This window comes from Neobacillus nitrireducens (assembly GCF_030915405.1).
Taxonomy (GTDB): domain Bacteria; phylum Bacillota; class Bacilli; order Bacillales; family Cytobacillaceae; genus Neobacillus.
Genome location: NZ_CP133262.1, coordinates 631,234 through 646,871 on the forward strand (window position 1 = coordinate 631,234; position 15,638 = coordinate 646,871).

At 39.1% G+C, this 15,638-nt stretch carries 16 protein-coding genes; 5 read left to right on the forward strand and 11 right to left on the reverse strand.

The annotated features are described in order from the left end of the window. Positions 1–19 precede the first annotated feature (19 nt). The 5 genes from RCG22_RS03000 to RCG22_RS03020 form a co-directional block, all read right to left on the reverse strand. On the reverse strand, positions 20–2,350 hold the full coding sequence (locus RCG22_RS03000) for an AAA family ATPase (protein WP_308105659.1): 2,331 nt from the start codon (positions 2,348–2,350) through the stop codon (positions 20–22). 101 nt (positions 2,351–2,451) lie between these two features. Continuing rightward, positions 2,452–2,682, reverse strand: coding sequence for a small acid-soluble spore protein Tlp (tlp, locus tag RCG22_RS03005; protein ID WP_308105660.1), 231 nt, complete (start codon positions 2,680–2,682; stop codon positions 2,452–2,454). Between the two features lie 129 nt (positions 2,683–2,811). Further along, positions 2,812–2,955: an acid-soluble spore protein N gene (locus RCG22_RS03010; RefSeq protein WP_098260605.1), complete on the reverse strand. Its 144-nt coding sequence runs from the start codon at positions 2,953–2,955 to the stop codon at positions 2,812–2,814. Between the two features lie 66 nt (positions 2,956–3,021). Further along, positions 3,022–3,153, reverse strand: coding sequence for an FbpB family small basic protein (locus RCG22_RS03015; protein WP_088087694.1), 132 nt, complete (start codon positions 3,151–3,153; stop codon positions 3,022–3,024). 247 nt (positions 3,154–3,400) lie between these two features. Further along, a complete protein-coding gene (locus tag RCG22_RS03020; protein ID WP_308105661.1) occupies positions 3,401–3,937 on the reverse strand; it encodes a redoxin domain-containing protein in 537 nt (178 codons plus the stop codon). A gap of 178 nt (positions 3,938–4,115) precedes the next feature. On the opposite strand from RCG22_RS03020, the gene RCG22_RS03025 reads away from it, so the two are divergent. Further along, a complete protein-coding gene (locus tag RCG22_RS03025) occupies positions 4,116–5,153 on the forward strand; it encodes an NAD-dependent epimerase/dehydratase family protein (protein WP_308105662.1) in 1,038 nt (345 codons plus the stop codon). A gap of 45 nt (positions 5,154–5,198) precedes the next feature. Here the strand turns inward: RCG22_RS03025 and abc-f are convergent, their stop codons facing one another. Continuing rightward, the gene (gene abc-f / locus RCG22_RS03030; RefSeq protein WP_308105663.1) at positions 5,199–6,914 is read right to left on the reverse strand and encodes a ribosomal protection-like ABC-F family protein; all 1,716 of its coding nucleotides are present in this window, start codon (positions 6,912–6,914) and stop codon (positions 5,199–5,201) included. Between the two features lie 311 nt (positions 6,915–7,225). Continuing rightward, a complete protein-coding gene (gene acnA / locus RCG22_RS03035; RefSeq protein ID WP_308105664.1) occupies positions 7,226–9,934 on the reverse strand; it encodes an aconitate hydratase AcnA in 2,709 nt (902 codons plus the stop codon). Between the two features lie 321 nt (positions 9,935–10,255). On the opposite strand from acnA, the gene sspO reads away from it, so the two are divergent. Further along, on the forward strand, positions 10,256–10,408 hold the full coding sequence (gene sspO / locus RCG22_RS03040; protein WP_308105665.1) for a small acid-soluble spore protein SspO: 153 nt from the start codon (positions 10,256–10,258) through the stop codon (positions 10,406–10,408). A gap of 32 nt (positions 10,409–10,440) precedes the next feature. On the opposite strand, the gene RCG22_RS03045 is transcribed toward sspO, so the two are convergent. Next, entirely contained in the window at positions 10,441–10,710 is a 270-nt protein-coding gene (locus RCG22_RS03045) for a hypothetical protein (protein ID WP_308105666.1), read from the reverse strand. Positions 10,711–10,824: 114 nt separating this feature from the next. Between RCG22_RS03045 and RCG22_RS03050 the strand changes: the two genes are divergently transcribed. Further along, positions 10,825–10,962 (forward strand): small acid-soluble spore protein P, encoded by a 138-nt coding sequence (locus tag RCG22_RS03050; RefSeq protein WP_024026873.1) that lies wholly within the window; start codon positions 10,825–10,827, stop codon positions 10,960–10,962. Between the two features lie 68 nt (positions 10,963–11,030). Here RCG22_RS03050 and selA read toward each other — a convergent pair whose 3' ends face one another. Then, complete coding sequence (selA, locus tag RCG22_RS03055; protein ID WP_308105667.1) at positions 11,031–12,446, reverse strand: L-seryl-tRNA(Sec) selenium transferase; 1,416 nt, start codon at positions 12,444–12,446, stop codon at positions 11,031–11,033. 171 nt (positions 12,447–12,617) lie between these two features. Between selA and RCG22_RS03060 the strand changes: the two genes are divergently transcribed. Further along, a complete protein-coding gene (locus RCG22_RS03060) occupies positions 12,618–13,016 on the forward strand; it encodes an Hsp20/alpha crystallin family protein (RefSeq protein WP_098260613.1) in 399 nt (132 codons plus the stop codon). Between the two features lie 91 nt (positions 13,017–13,107). Here RCG22_RS03060 and RCG22_RS25395 read toward each other — a convergent pair whose 3' ends face one another. Further along, a complete protein-coding gene (locus RCG22_RS25395; RefSeq protein ID WP_374049422.1) occupies positions 13,108–13,347 on the reverse strand; it encodes an Rdx family protein in 240 nt (79 codons plus the stop codon). 141 nt (positions 13,348–13,488) lie between these two features. Here RCG22_RS25395 and selD point away from each other — a divergent pair, with 141 nt between their 5' ends. Beyond that, positions 13,489–14,544 carry a selenide, water dikinase SelD gene (selD, locus tag RCG22_RS03065; RefSeq protein ID WP_374049423.1) on the forward strand — a complete coding sequence of 352 codons (1,056 nt, stop codon included), beginning with the start codon at positions 13,489–13,491 and terminating at the stop codon, positions 14,542–14,544. Positions 14,545–14,617: 73 nt separating this feature from the next. Here selD and RCG22_RS03070 read toward each other — a convergent pair whose 3' ends face one another. Beyond that, the gene (locus tag RCG22_RS03070; protein ID WP_308105668.1) at positions 14,618–15,562 is read right to left on the reverse strand and encodes an L-threonine 3-dehydrogenase; all 945 of its coding nucleotides are present in this window, start codon (positions 15,560–15,562) and stop codon (positions 14,618–14,620) included. Positions 15,563–15,638: the final 76 nt, after the last annotated feature.

A 15,638-nucleotide genomic window follows, 5' to 3' on the forward strand; every position in this document is an offset into this window, starting at 1 on the left:
ACCTTTTCACTCGATAGTATTATACATTTTTACTAATTGCCATGAGGACATCCTCTACTTCAAGAAGCAGGGATTTTTCAAACAGATGTTCATCTTCTTCTGAATCCATGAGTCTAGAGGCTTGCGCTTGGATCATTTCATCGACCAGGTTTGTGGCGAAACGGCCGTTACCTTTATAGGATTCCTCATTCATATTTTGAAGTAACATCGCCTTAGCTTCCTCTGTTAATTGATATTGAAAACTTTCGGCATAAACGACCATGATTTCAAGCAGTTCTTCCGGGGTATAGTCAGGAAATAAAAAGAATTTTTTAAATCGTGAACGTAGACCTGGATTACTTTCAAGGAGCAAGTCCATTTCATGTGGGTATCCAGCCAAGACAACGACTAAGTTTTCATTATGCTTGGTCATTTCATCAACAATGGTATCAATAACCTCTTTACCAAAATCACCTGTTGTGGAACTAAAAAGGGAATAGGCCTCGTCAATAAATAAGACGCCTCCGAGTGCTTCCTTAATTTTCTTCTTAGTTTTTGCTGCCGTTTGACCCACATATCCCGCTACAAAATCTGCCCGACTAGCCACGATTAGATGGCCTCTTTTTAAGATTCCGCATTCCTTTAAAAGCTCCGCATAAACTTTAGCGACGGTCGTTTTTCCTGTACCGGGGTTTCCAGTGAACACCGCATGAAGCTGAATCGGTACAGGAGGCAGCCCGTTTTTCAACCGGTATTGCTGCATTTTTACAAACGAGATAAGTGATCTCATTTCCACCTTTAATGCTTCTAAACCAATAAGCCGGGCCAATTTATCATATGGCGACTCAGAACTTTCCTCTTTATCTAAAAGAAAGTCTTCTTTATTCAAAACAATAAAATCAAGTAGGCTATCTTTATTTACTTCTTTGACAGACCCCTTCTTAAAGATTGCATCAATAACAATATTATGAACAGTCCTTGCGTTTCCAAAAGTATCATCGACTCGTTCCCGGTCTAACCGTTGGTTGATTTCGGTCTTAGCATCCTCACTGAGGAAATAATCATTATCCGAAGCGACTTGTTCAGCAATCCTTATTAACTCTTCATTTGAATAATTTGGTAAATGAATGAGATTCGATTGTGGAAAACGACTTCGTAAACCTGGATTTGCATCCAGAAAGGAGCGCATTTCCTCGGGATAGCCTGCCATAATCACGGCAAATTTCCCTCCGTATTCATGTCCAGTCATCAGCGAAACGAGTGTATCAATGGCTGCTTGACCATAATCATTGCCTGTTTGCCCTTCGCGTTTTAGACTATAGGCCTCATCAATAAATAACACCCCGCCAATGGAACGTTCGACAATGGCTCGGACGTTTTCTTCTGTTTGGCCGACAAATGCACCTACAAGCTGTGATCGGTCCGTTTCAATCACTTCTTCACGAGGCAAGACACCTAATTCATGATATATTTTCGCAAGTAACCGGGCCAGTGTTGTTTTTCCAGTACCCGGATTTCCTGTCAAAATCATGTTCAAGCTCAGATCGTCCTTCATTTGAAAGCCTAGTTCTTTCCGCTGTTTTTGATACTTTAAAAACCGATAAAAATCATTGACCCGATTTTTAACAAAATCCATTCCAATCATTTCATTTAGTTGATCTAGGGCATTTTTTTGTGTTGGGAGACTCTCGGCTTGTTCTTCAAGAAATTGATTATGCCAGTTCGCTTTGATTTCCTCCAGATTCGCTAAATGTAACTTTAAATCATCATAATAGGTGGATGTATGGAATACACCAGTAATGGATTGGTCGTACTCCTCAGCCGCCTTATACAAATTACCGGTTTCTTCTATCCCCGATGCCAATAGTTCAGAGAGAAGATTGTATTTTAGATATAAAGCCTGATTTATTATTTTCGAAGACAAATCTCTTTTAGCTTCTAACTTATTTTGAATCTCATCAGCTTGGACTAAAAAGCTTTGACACACTTCTATGTATTGTTCCGCCGTTTTCTTCTTAGCGGTCCGATTATCCGTTTCCCTAATGGCAGGAAAGGTAAGCGGTGAAAGTGAATCTTCAAACTTCTTCCAATCAGATTGGAGCATATATTCCTTTGCTAATTGATTATCGGGGTAGAGATTAAGCGCTCTTTCAAGCCATACTAGTGCCATTTTATCCTGTTTATTACGTTGGATTCGCGATAAAGCGGCTAGTGACAACAGTTTTGATAAAGTAACCGGGTTGGTTTCCGTCGTTAACGTGGAAATCAATTCATTCTCATCTGAAATATATCCGTTGTCATTGAATTCACTTTCCCATAGCTTTAATTTTTCTTCATTTATAGTGAGCTGATTATTTACAAGTTGTCTCATGGTTATCACTTCTTCTTCAAAATTTCCTTTCTATCTTACCATAACAGTGACTCCATACCTAAACAAAAGACCTGTCCACAATGAACAGGTCTTCCACTTTTTTAGCTTTGTTGGTTGTCTGACTCATCCTTAATTTCTGAACGGAAGGAGTCGATGCTTTCACGACGACGTTCATTCTTTGCTTCAATTTGTGAGCGCTGGGTATCACTATCCGTTAATGCCAAAGATTCCTCAGCTGCTTCAATATTATTTTCGGTATTTTGAATCATCGCTTGGAGTTTCTCAACATTATCACTACGATCATCCGGATTCGGTTTGTTGTTATAGGGCATTGTAATTCCTCCTTGGTCTTTTTGGTACAGATATAGTTTGTTACGGAGTAGAAAAAATAAACAAAGAAAATTTTTATTGAAACAAAAAAGACCCACAGGCTTCTGCCTATTGAGTCTTATAATCTATACCTATTCACCTTTTGTTTGAATTACTTGAGCATGCTGGCCTGATGTATCATTCATTTTTTTACCCTTATTCCCATTAAATCCTCTTGGTTGTGTGCCAGTATGGCTAGGTACAAAATGTTTGCTATCTTTTTTCGGATTACCCATGTCTGATCCCTCCTTATGTACATTTTGTCCATTTGGAAGGAAAACATAATTGGTAAACTTTTTTAGTTACTCAGCTTTGCCAAGACGTTTTTCTTCTAAGCGCTGTTCAATTTTTTCAATTGCAGCACGATCTTTTAAAAGTTGTGATTTATTTTCAGATACAAGCTCTGCAAACGAGCGTTTTCTAGGTTTTCTCAATGGTATCACCGTCCTTATTTACTATTCTAACAGTTATTATGCCCGGAAACGGTTGCAATTATTACAACTTTTTGAAAATTTTAAAGAAAAGCGCATTCATTAAAATCGGTGTGAGCAGAGCAAAGCTACACTTCATTTATCCCTGGAAAATTTTTATTCTTACTAGGACTTGTTAATTTGACTCACTAATGCGGCGCCCCGCCCCTTTTCCATAGAAAAAGACACTGGAGTAATCCAATGTCTTAGGTTACTTAAGCTTTTTTGTGTAATCCTTCATATCTTCAAGTTTCATTCCACCGATATATTTATTCTGGATAATCCCTTTACTATCAATAAAATAGGTGGTCGGAATGGAAAGTACTTGATAGGTTTCATTCACTTTATCATCGACATCTAGAGGGATTGGAAAAGTGATTTTATTTTCATCAACAAACCCTTGGACATCTAATTGTGGATCAATGTTCACCGCCAAAATAACGATATCCTTATCCATTTGTTTGGAAAATTGCTCCATAGCAGGCATTTCTGCTTTACAAGGCGGGCACCAAGTTGCCCAAAAGTTAAGCATTACTTTTTTTCCTTTTAAATTAGAAAGCTTTATTTTCTCGCCTGTTAATGTTTTGAGTTCAAAATCAGGTGCCTTTGCTCCAATAGCGAGACCATCTTGACTAGCTCTTGTTTGACTTGTAGTTTCGGGAGTTTCTGTTTTTTTATCCATTGCCTGAACAATCGCCACTGTAAGTAAGGTAACTAATACTACTGCAGCAATGACTTTTTTAATCATCCCCGAATCCTCCTTTACTCATACTTTGCTACATCGATTTTACACTATAATCCTAGGTGAAACAAAACTTGGATATGCCGAAACTGTGACAATTTAAAGAATTATTATTTTTAATGATGTTTTAACCCAATTGTTAGAAAATTTGTTAAAATAAAAACAAGACTGGAGGGGGATTCTTTTGAAGATTCTTGTTTTAGGTGGAAGCCGCTTTTTAGGGAGAACATTTGTGGAAGAGGCTTTGAAACGAAATCATGAAGTGACTATTTTTAATCGGGGAATTCAAAATCCGGGAATAAAGGACGTTGAAATCCTCACTGGAAATCGGTTTGGTAATTTGAAAGCGCTTCAAAACCGTGACTGGGATGCGGTTTTGGATACGAGTGGATTTATTCCCTACACGGTCCAGAATACAACCAACTTATTGAAGGATCAAGTAAAACATTATACATTTATCTCAAGTATTTCTGTGTACCAAGACTGGGTTCAAGAAAATTTGGATGAAAGCTACCCTGTCTTAGACATGTCAATCGAGGAAGCCAATAAACTCTCAATGGATTCGGACGGCCCTGTATATGAATATTACGGACATTTTAAAGCGCTATGTGAGCAGATTGCAGAAAAAAATATGCCTGGACGAGTGTTAAACGTGCGTGCAGGTCAGTTAATCGGCCCGAATGATTATACCGATCGTGTTCCCTATTGGATCCATAGAATCGCAAAAGGCGGTAAGGTGTTAGCCCCAGGAAACCCAAATCGTCGTGTCCAGATTATTGACAATAAAGACCTTGCGAATTGGATTCTTGATATGCAAGAAAAGGATTCCATAGGAACCTTCAATGCTACAGGTCCTAATTACCCGCTTACGATAAAAGAGTTTGTTGATTCATGTATCGATGTGACTGGATCCAATGCAGAAGTGGTTTGGGCAGATGAGAAATTCCTATTAGATAAACAAGTGGCACCGTGGACGGAAATGCCTCTCTGGGTTCCAGAGAATTATCCCCTATCCCAAGAAACGAAAGAACCTTGGAAAGGGGCTTTCTCAATCAATATTGATAAAGCAATCAATAGTGGATTGTCATTTAGACCGCTAAAGGAAAGCCTAACTGATATCCATGAATGGGAACAGACACGCCACCTGACTGATTACGATTGGAAATCCGGGATGAGGACAGAAAGAGAAAAGGAGCTGCTAACCTTATTAGGTAAAAAGTAATTAAAAAACAAAGCAAGAGAGCAGATAAACCGCTCTCTTGTGAATTTATCCAATAAGCTCTCTTTTTTGCTTAAGGAGTTCTTTAAATTCTTGGTCTAAAACACGATATTTTGGATCTTTTTGATCAATTATTGATAGTTCCCCCAATATCATGGCCATTTTGTTTTCAATTAACAGTAATGCTTCTTCATCGTTCACTTCTTTCTTTTCATCTTTATTAAAATACTCCTCGGGTTTCATTTCAAATCGTTGAATTTGCTGGTTTTCAAATACCAATAGCCGTTCACAAAGTTTATTAAGAAAATAATAGTCATGGGAAACCGTAATAATCGTACCGCTAAACTCCGAAAGCGTATTTTCAAGCTGCTCCCTGCTTGGCAAATCCAAATGGTTGGTAGGTTCGTCTAGGATAAGAACATCATATTCTTTCATTAACATGTCAACCAGCTTTACTCTTGTGCGTTCTCCCAAACTTAACGTTCCGATTGGTTTAGTGATTAATGCTTCCTTTAAGCCTAAGTTGGCTAAAAGGGTTCTCGCTTTAAGAACACTCTTTTGATCTGTGTACCCTAGTGCCTCAATGGAGGTTTTATCTGACGGTAAATCATCTACATCCTGACTTAAATAGGCAATTTTTATCGAGTCGCTCTTCCATAAGTCGCCCTCAGTATAGGATTCTTGTTCTAAAATCATTTGGATTAAAGTCGTTTTCCCACAGCCGTTTTCCCCTATGAGACCCACTCGCTCTCCGTGATTAATATAAAAGTTAGCGTTATAAAAAAGGGTCCTATCCTTATAAGATTTCTTTAGGTGCTTGGCTTCAATTATCCGTTTACCTCTCTTCCCTTGCGTGTCAAACTGAAACCTTATTTGGACTTCTTCTGCCGGTTTTTCAAGCTTATTTTTTTCAAGCTCATTTTGGAGCCGTTTCATTTTTGATTTCACTTGATTGTCTCGCTTTTTTGCCTTGGCACGGTGATATTCTTTTGGACCAAAATCCCGGCCTTGTTTTGTGGAATTCCGATGTCCCTTTTCTGACCAAGACTTTAATTGCTCCATCTGTAACTCAACCATCTCCATTTGGCGCTGCTGGACACTATATTGATGCTGCTGATTTTCCATCCGATGCTGTTTTTCTTTACGATAGTCACTATAGTTTCCATTGAAAAAGTGGAGCTTCCCATGTTCTAATTCGAACACACGTTTAACGGATTTATCTAAAAAATGCCGGTCATGTGAGATAATTAAGACAGGACCTGGGAATTTTTCTAGTTCGGTTACCAGCCACTCAATTCCTTTATAATCTAAATGATTGGTCGGTTCATCTAAAATTAATAAGTCAGGTTTTGTTGCCCAAACCATTGATAATGCGAGTTTTAACTTTTCTCCTCCACTTAAATGATTGAGACGATCTTCCTCCCAGTCAGAGACCTTATGAAGACCTAACTCACTGGCATGCTGGAATATACCTTTCGATGTACTTCCTGTTAATGACTGTTGAAAATCATTGATCTCATAATCAATCGATTGTGATAAGTAACCAATCGTTAAGTCGCTTGATTTTTCAATAACACCTTTATCGGGAGTGATTTTTCCAAACAGGATATTGGCCAGTGTTGTCTTTCCAGTGCCATTGTATCCGACAAGGCCTATTCGTTCCCCATTCTTTATCTCAAATTGGATATTGTCTAATACCTTCCTTAAATGAAAACTTTTTTCTAAGCCGATTACTTTTATGATTGTCCTTTGATTTGTATGCATAAAAAAACTCCCTTCATCTGAACCTGAAGAGAGATTTATGTCATCGTTTAGAGGTACAACAAAAAGACCTGTAAAGGTTTATTTGTGTTCGCATTTATACGATTAGGACATAAAAAGGACAGATTAATCCTATTCTTCAGGTTCAACATTTTTCGTTATTCGAATCATGTCTGAAAAAATAAGATTAAAACTTCATGCCTCTTTACCATTCCTTTTCGTTTAATAGTATTATTTTATGAGAGAATCATTTGATTTGTCAAATATTCCTCCGCTAAAAAACACCATGCCAATTGGCATGGTGTTTTTCACTATTAAGCTTTTAATTTTTCACGAAGAACCATTGGAAGAATTCCGCCGTGACGGTAGTAATCAATTTCAACTTCAGAGTCAAAACGAACAAGAACTTCAAATTCCTTCTTGTTGCCCGCTTCGTCTGTTGCCGTTACTTTTAGAAGGTCACGTGGTTTAACGTTCTCATCCACTTGAACATCGATGGTTTCTTTTCCGGTTAAACCAAGTGTTTCAGCACTTTCGCCCTCTTTAAATTGAAGTGGCAGCACACCCATTAACACAAGGTTTGAACGGTGAATACGTTCAAAGCTTTCAGCAAGAACTGTTTTAATGCCTAACAGGTTTGTTCCTTTCGCAGCCCAGTCACGTGAAGAACCCATTCCGTAATCTTTACCAGCAAGGACAATTAAGCCAGTGCCGTTTTCTTTATATTTCATGCAAGCATCGTAAATGGATGTAACTTCGCCAGTTGGCCAGTAAGTCGTTACTCCGCCTTCTGTACCTGGTGCGATTTGGTTACGAATACGAATGTTGGCAAATGTTCCACGCATCATTACTTCATGGTTACCACGACGAGATCCGTAAGAGTTAAAGTCGCGGATTGCCACACCTTTTTCTAGCAGATATTTACCAGCTGGAGTATTTTTTCCAATTGCTCCTGCAGGTGAAATATGGTCAGTTGTTACAGAATCACCGAATTTACCAACTACACGAAGTCCTGCTAATGGTTCAACTGTACCTGGTTCTGGTGATAAGCCTTCAAAGAAAGGCGGGTTTGCGATATAAGTTGAATCTTCATCAAAAGTATATAAAGGCTCATTACTTGTTTTAATTTCGTTCCAACGCTCGTTGTCACCGAAAACGTTCGCATATTCGCTGCGGAAAAGTTCAGGTGTAACCGTGCGTTTTACGACATCGTTAATTTCAGCAGTTGAAGGCCAGATATCTTGGAAGAAAACATCCTTTCCATCTTTATCTTTACCAATTGCTTCTTTAGCAAAGTCAATGTTTACAGTACCAGCAAGCGCGTAAGCGACAACTAATGGTGGTGACGCAAGGTAGTTTGCTTTTACAAGCGGGTGAATACGTCCTTCAAAGTTACGGTTACCTGAAAGGACAGATGTAACTAAAAGGTCGTTTTCAGCGATTGTTTTTTCAATTTCTTCTTTTAATGGGCCGGAGTTACCGATACATGTTGTACAGCCGTAACCAACAAGGTTGAAGCCGATTTGCTCAAGGTAAGGAAGTAACCCTGAATCTCGAAGATATCCGGTTACAACTTTAGATCCCGGTGCTAAAGAAGTTTTCACGAATTTTGGAACTTCCATTCCTAATTCAACGGCTCTCTTTGCAACAAGCCCGGCACCTACTAGTACGTAAGGGTTAGATGTATTTGTACAGCTTGTAATCGAAGCAATCGCAACTGCACCTGTTTTGATTGTTGTTTCGTCACCGTTGTTGAATTTCACTTCAGCTGACTTATCAAGTTCATCTGCTTGTAAGCCGAAGCCTTGGTTTCCTTGGGGAGCCGAAACAGCTTTCACGAATTCTTCTTTCATTTTTGAAAGTGGAATTAAATCTTGAGGACGCTTAGGACCTGATAGATTCGCTTCAATAACTGAAAGATCGATTTCAACTACATCAGTATAAACTGGCTCGATAGCTGGGTCGAAGAATAATCCGTTTGCTTTGCAGTACTGTTCAACTACATTGATATGCTCTTCCTCACGGCCTGTTAAGCGCATGTAAGCAAGTGATTCATCATCAATTGGGAAGAAACCACAAGTTGCACCGTATTCAGGTGCCATGTTTGCAATCGTTGCACGATCTGCAAGTGGTAGTACAGAAACCCCTGGTCCGAAGAACTCAACAAATTTCCCAACAACCCCATGGCTGCGAAGAACTTGAGTTACTTTTAATGCAAGGTCAGTTGCGGTTGCACCGTTTGGAAGCACACCTGTTAACTTAACACCGACAACTTCTGGTACTGGGAAGTATGAAGGCTGACCTAACATTCCTGCTTCAGCTTCAATTCCACCCACACCCCAGCCAAGAACACCAAGTCCATTGATCATAGTTGTATGTGAGTCTGTACCAACCAATGTATCAGGATATGCTTCTAATTCACCGTCAGCGTTTGGAGCAACGTGGACAACATCTGCTAAGTATTCAAGGTTTACTTGGTGTACGATACCAGTAGCAGGCGGTACAGCACGATAATTATTAAATGATTTTTGCGCCCAGCTTAGGAATTGGTAGCGCTCAGCATTACGTTCGAATTCATAATCCATGTTAATTTTTAAGGAATCAGCAGCACCATAGGCATCAACCTGTACAGAGTGGTCGATGACAAGATCCACTGTTTTTTCAGGATTGATTTTGTCAGGATCTCCGCCAAGGTCTGCCATTGCTTTTCTTAATGAAGCAAGGTCAACAACAGCTGGTACACCCGTAAAGTCTTGAAGGATTACACGAGCTGGCTTAAATGGTACGTCCACTTCTTGTAGCTCATTTGTGCCCCATTTTGCTAAGTTTTCAACATGCTCTTTTGAAATCGCGCGGCCATCTAATTGGCGTAGTACAGATTCAAGTAGGACTTTTACAGAGTAAGGCAAGTTTGAAACGTTCCCAATTCCCGCCTCTTCAAGTGCACTTAAGCGGTAATAGTTATAACTTTTACCGTTCACTTCAAAGGAAGTTCGTGCGTTAAATACATCGTTTTTTACCATGAAAAAAACCCCCTAAATTCGTCATAAATTAACGAAAAGTTGAAAAATTTGAATTTTCCCATCCTGTTTAACTTTTCTCACAATTCTAATCTTAATACAAGCGATTACATAAGTAAATAACAAGAAAGTTATTGTGATTGATAAGTTTTACTTATGCCTTTTCTGCATTTTTGTTCTGAAAATTCAAAAAACGCTAATTGTGCTTATGTAATTAAAGAAATGGGAAAACCATCTTTTTCATTGTTAATTATCTCAAAAAACCTTTTCTTTGTCATTTTTTTTGCTATGGAGGAAATAGTAAAAGTGTAGGAGGTGATTAGAATGGTGAAACGAAAATCTAATCATGTAATTCCAGGAATGAATGCAGCCAAAGGGCAAGGAAAAGGTGCAGGTTTTAATGAGGAAATGGCCAGTGAACCGGCATTAACCGCCAAAGAAAGAATGAACAACAAGAAACGTAAAAAGAATCAATAGAAAAAGCAGGCGGGCCTTCCCGCCTGCTTCTTCTATTCTGTCTGGTTTACTTCTGTCACCATGCCTTGTAAATCCTGTTGAAAACGCTCAAGTTGCGACCGTTGATGCTCCGAGGCCACTTCTAGTGCATTTTGAATCTGCTGATAAGCTTCATTGACTTCGTCTTTGAGATGTTTGAGTTGATGACCATAACCTGCACTATCACTTACAATTGTTTCATATAGTCCTTGTGCATTCTCATAGCCCTGCGTAGCTGCTTGAAACGCTTGTTGTTTATCTTTATTGTATGGGAATTTATCCATTGTTCTTCCTTCACTCCTTCATTTTGTTTACCGTTAAATTGCACAGAACAACAAAAAATATACGGTATAAAAGGACTTTATCACTGCATCCTAACATAATAGGAGGGATGAAATATGAACAAAAACGATGGCAAAGACATGCGAAAAAATGCACCAAAACAATCAGGGCAGCCTGAACCATTAAGCGGTTCTCATAAAGTTAAGAATCGCAATCATACCAGAGCCAAACATAATTCACACCATGATATGTAAAATCGCGTAAGTAACTGCCCATAAAAATGCCCTGCACTTGGTTGAAGTGCCGGGCATTTTGTCCGCTCTTATGATTCGCTAAATTTGATTAGAGCCTGAAGTAAGTACTCTTCCTCTTCGGCAGTCACCGTACGTAAATCAATGATAAATTCATCCTTTTGAATCCGTCCAACAATTGCCGGTTTCACTTCGGTTCGAAGCTTTCTTCCCAGCTGTTCTGCTGTCAGTTCACGATGTTTTAGGGTCACAACAGTAGTAGGAAGCTCTACATCCGGCATAGTCCCCCCACCCACTTGACTTGTTCCCTTTGTAATTTTTGTAACATATTTTCCGGTATTCTGTAATAAATTTGTAACAAAAGACTGCGATCGTACGTCTAATTCTTCAGAGGTAACTAATAAATCGCGGACGGTCGGAATGTTTACTAACCCATTTTCTCCGCGGGAATAATCAATTAACGTCCCCTCAAGTGCAGCCAATGTCATCTTATCAACCCGCACCACCCGTGCTAACTGGTGTTTTTTTAAACGATCAATGATTTCTTTTCTGCCGGCAATGATACCGGCCTGCGGGCCGCCTAGGAGCTTGTCACCACTAAAAGTTACAACATCTGCCCCTGTTTCCATGACCTCTTTTACGACCGGTTCTTCACCAATTCCGTGCTTCTTGAAGTTGTATAACGCACCACTTCCGAGATCTTCATAAAAGATGACACCATCCAACCGCTTAGTAAGATTAACAAGTTCATCAGTTTCAACAGATTTGGTAAATCCAATCACTTTAAAGTTGCTAGTATGGACCTTCATGATAATCGCCGTTTCTGAGCTAACGGCTTTTTCATAATCATAAAGATGTGTTTTATTCGTGGTGCCAATTTCTACAAGCTGTGCACCACTCTCTTCCATTATAGATGAGATTCGAAAAGATCCTCCGATTTCAACAAGCTGGCCTCTTGAAACAATCACTTCTTTGTCGACGGCTAGGGCTCTTAAGACCAAATATACAGCAGAAGCATTATTATTAACCACCATGGCAGCTTCTGCACCCGTGATATCCTTAATTAATTGTTCAACATGACTATGTCTTGAACCTCGCTCCCCTTCTGAAAGCTTGTACTCAAGATTTGAATAGTTCCTGGCTGTATCAATTACATGGTTGATTGCATTTTCACTTAATCTAGCTCTGCCTAGGTTGGTGTGTAAAATAGTACCTGTCGCATTAATGACTTTTTCTAATGTATAAGAATACTGTTTCTGTACTTTCGCATCAAGAATAGTAAATAACTCTTCAATAAAATGGTTGGTTCCTGGAATGGTGCCTGTCCATTGATCATTAAGGATTGCTTCCCTTATTTTATCAACGACTTCTTTAAGTTGCTTGGTAAGCTGCTCAAGATCTAGCTTACTATCCTGAAGGAGGGTCAAAAACCTCCGATGATTTTGAAGTTCATGGACTGGTGGAATTGAGCGTAGCCATTCTTTCAACATAAAAACTCCTTTAACAATTGTTTCATTTCCTATGTAATTCGCCTAATTTTAGTGCCCAATGAATGATTGGAGCTTACAAACAGGCGCTTCAACAATAGCAATTATATCACATCCGTTTCACGTTTTTTCTCCTAGTGAATAAAATGAAACGAGCAAGGGGGATTAGATATGTCAAAAAAGAAACAAATTAAAAATCAAACTTTTGATTTTGATTTAGTGGAGAAGTGGCTGGAAAACTATTTTCTGGATCCACTTACATCTTACTACGATGAAACACAATTTCCGATTGATCTCTATGAAACAGAAATGGAATGGATTATTGAGGCCAATTTAAGTGAATTTGAGGCTTCTGAAATAAAGGTATATATTGAAGGAAATAAATTAATCATTACCGCAATGGAATATCCCCCTTCCGTGAGAAAACAAAAACGGATCCGTTCCATTAATTTTCCATTCCAGGTCATTAATCAGGCAGTATACGCCAACTTTACCAATGGAATTCTAGAGGTATTTATCTCAAAAAGGGATAGAGGTTTAGGAAAAAATAGATACATTACTCTGCCTTAAGTATTCTTGTGGCTTAATTTTTTAAGCTACAGTTTACATAATAAAATTATAAAAAAACCCTCAAATCGTTTGGATTTGAGGGTTCTACTATTTATTTTTTGGATATGATTTCAATCATTTCATCGGTATCAGGGAAAATCCCTGTATCAAGCTTCGAATAAATCTTCTCACCATTCACTGTTACTTCAAATGCACCGCCAGAACTTGGAATCAGTTCTAACTTTTGAATATCTCTAAAAAAATGGTTAAATAGCTCTTCCGCGAAACTCGCGGCCTTTGGTGCGTAATTTCATTGCATACAAAATTCAACAATTACATGATAGTTCTTCATAAAAATTACCCTCCAAAAAAAGTGTTTCCTACATCATGATAGTGTTTATATTTTAACCTATTCCCTGTTTTACTGCAATTTTTTATATCCATTCGTGCGGATTTAATTTGAAAGAGTTATACTATAAAAATGGAGGTGGACATGTTGAGTGAACTAGAAAAAATTCGCCTGACTTCGATGTCAACAAAAGCCGGTTGAGGCTGCAAAATTGGTCCTGAGGACCTGGCGCAAGTCTTGCGTCAATTACCAAAACAAGAACCTGTTCCTGAATTATTAGTGGGCCTTGATACATCAGATGATGCCGGTGTTTACCAAATTACCGATTCCATCGCATTAATACAGACAGTCGACTACTTTACTCCAATCGTCGACGATCCATATATGTTTGGCCAAATCACAGCCGCAAACGCATTAAGTGATGTGTACGCGATGGGCGGGGAACCAAAAACCGTTATGAACATTGTCGGCTTCCCAATTAAAAAACTGGGTGCCGAAATGCTTGCCGATATACTTCGAGGAGCGGCAGATAAAGTTAAAGAAGCTGGCGCGATTACCGTTGGCGGCCATTCGATTGATGATCAGGAGCCTAAATTTGGACTTTCCGTAACAGGTATAGTGCATCCTGATAAAATATGGAAAAATGTCGGTGCCAAACCAGGTGATGTCCTCGTATTGACGAAGCCAATCGGTGTTGGAATCATTACAACCGGTATCAAAAGAAGTGCGGTCACACCTTTGCAGGAACAAATTGTAACAGAAACGATGGCGATGCTAAATAAAGGGGCGGCTGAAGCACTAAAAGATTTTCAACCACACGCTGTTACTGATGTGACAGGATTTGGATTACTTGGTCATGGCAGTGAAATGGCAAAAGGCAGTAATGTGAGTTTTGAAATCTCTCTATCAAAGGTGCCAGTTTTAGAGGGCGCACTTGAATTAGCAAAAAATGGTGTGGTTCCCGGAGGTTCTAAATCGAATCATAAATGGATAGCTGAAGATGTAGTTTATGAGGATATCCTTCCGGAAGAGCAGTTGGTTCTTTGTGATGCCATTACGTCCGGAGGTTTATTCGTTGCAATTAGTGAACAGGAAGCGGCTCAATATGTCGATAAACTGCATTCTAATGGACTAGGATATGCAGCGATTATTGGTCGAGTTACCGAGAAAAAAGACAAATATCTATATGTAACACGTTAACAGCGAAGCCTTAAGTGCTTCGTTGTTTTTTTACAAAAAATCCTGAGCTAACTTAGCCCAGGATTCATTTATTTTATATCTTCTGACGGAGTTTCTCCAACATGTCTTTCGTCATTTTATCCAAATCAAATGCGTATTTAAAACCCCATTCTTCTTTTGCTGCGGTAGCGTCAATGGAATTTGGCCAACTTTCCGCAATCTTTTGACGATCTGGATCAACAGCATAAGAGATTTCAAATCCAGGGACATACTTTGCAATGGAGGCAGCAATCTCTTCCGGTTCAAAGCTCATCGCAGTAACGTTAAAGGCATTGCGGTGGATTAATTTTGATGAATCGGCCTCCATTAAATCAACAATGGCATTAAGGGCATCTGGCATATACATCATATCCATATACGTACCTTTATCAATATAAGAAGTATATTTGCCAGTTTTAACCGCTTCATAGTAAATTTCAACCGCATAATCCGTGGTTCCTCCACCAGGGAGAGCAACATATGAGATTAAACCCGGGAACCTTAAGCCGCGTGTATCGACACCAAACTTTTGGAAATAGTAATCCGATAATAATTCCCCAGCCACTTTATTGACACCGTACATCGTAGTTGGGCGCATAATCGCATCTTGGGGGGTGTTGTCCTTTGGAGTAGAGGGCCCAAAAGCACCAATCGAACTTGGTGTAAAAAATTGTGCCTTTAACTCTCTTGCTGTTTCAAGCCCATTCATCAGCCCGCCCATATTTAAATTCCATGCAAATAAGGGCTTTGCTTCTGCAGTTGCCGATAAAAGGGCTGCTAGGTGCATAACGGTATCCACATTGTATTTCTTAGCTACTTCGACCATTTTGTTTAAATCCGTAACATCGACGGTCACAAAAGGCCCACTTTGGGCGGCTTCGCTGTCATTCTTTTTAATATCAGTAGCAATGACATTATCTGCACCGTAGATGTCTCTTAGCTTTAAAGTTAATTCTGATCCAATCTGCCCTAAGGCACCTGTAATTAATATCCTCTTCATGGTCTATCCGTCCTCTACACATATGTTAAAAATAGTGAATTACTTTATATTTACGTTATTCTAATCATTTGGAGTG

Bases quoted from the DNA above. Each gene is read 5' to 3' on its own strand.
- RCG22_RS03045 (WP_308105666.1), bottom strand. From the start codon at position 10,710: ATGGATAAATTCCCATACAATAAAGATAAACAACAAGCGTTTCAAGCA.
- acnA (WP_308105664.1), bottom strand. From the start codon at position 9,934: ATGGTAAAAAACGATGTATTTAACGCACGAACTTCCTTTGAAGTGAAC.
- abc-f (WP_308105663.1), bottom strand. From the start codon at position 6,914: ATGCATACAAATCAAAGGACAATCATAAAAGTAATCGGCTTAGAAAAA.
- RCG22_RS03060 (WP_098260613.1), top strand. From the start codon at position 12,618: ATGTCAAAAAAGAAACAAATTAAAAATCAAACTTTTGATTTTGATTTA.
- RCG22_RS03010 (WP_098260605.1), bottom strand. From the start codon at position 2,955: ATGGGTAATCCGAAAAAAGATAGCAAACATTTTGTACCTAGCCATACT.
- RCG22_RS03070 (WP_308105668.1), bottom strand. From the start codon at position 15,562: ATGAAGAGGATATTAATTACAGGTGCCTTAGGGCAGATTGGATCAGAA.
- RCG22_RS03000 (WP_308105659.1), bottom strand. From the start codon at position 2,350: ATGAGACAACTTGTAAATAATCAGCTCACTATAAATGAAGAAAAATTA.
- tlp (WP_308105660.1), bottom strand. From the start codon at position 2,682: ATGCCCTATAACAACAAACCGAATCCGGATGATCGTAGTGATAATGTT.
- RCG22_RS03020 (WP_308105661.1), bottom strand. From the start codon at position 3,937: ATGATTAAAAAAGTCATTGCTGCAGTAGTATTAGTTACCTTACTTACA.
- RCG22_RS03050 (WP_024026873.1), top strand. From the start codon at position 10,825: ATGAACAAAAACGATGGCAAAGACATGCGAAAAAATGCACCAAAACAA.
- sspO (WP_308105665.1), top strand. From the start codon at position 10,256: ATGGTGAAACGAAAATCTAATCATGTAATTCCAGGAATGAATGCAGCC.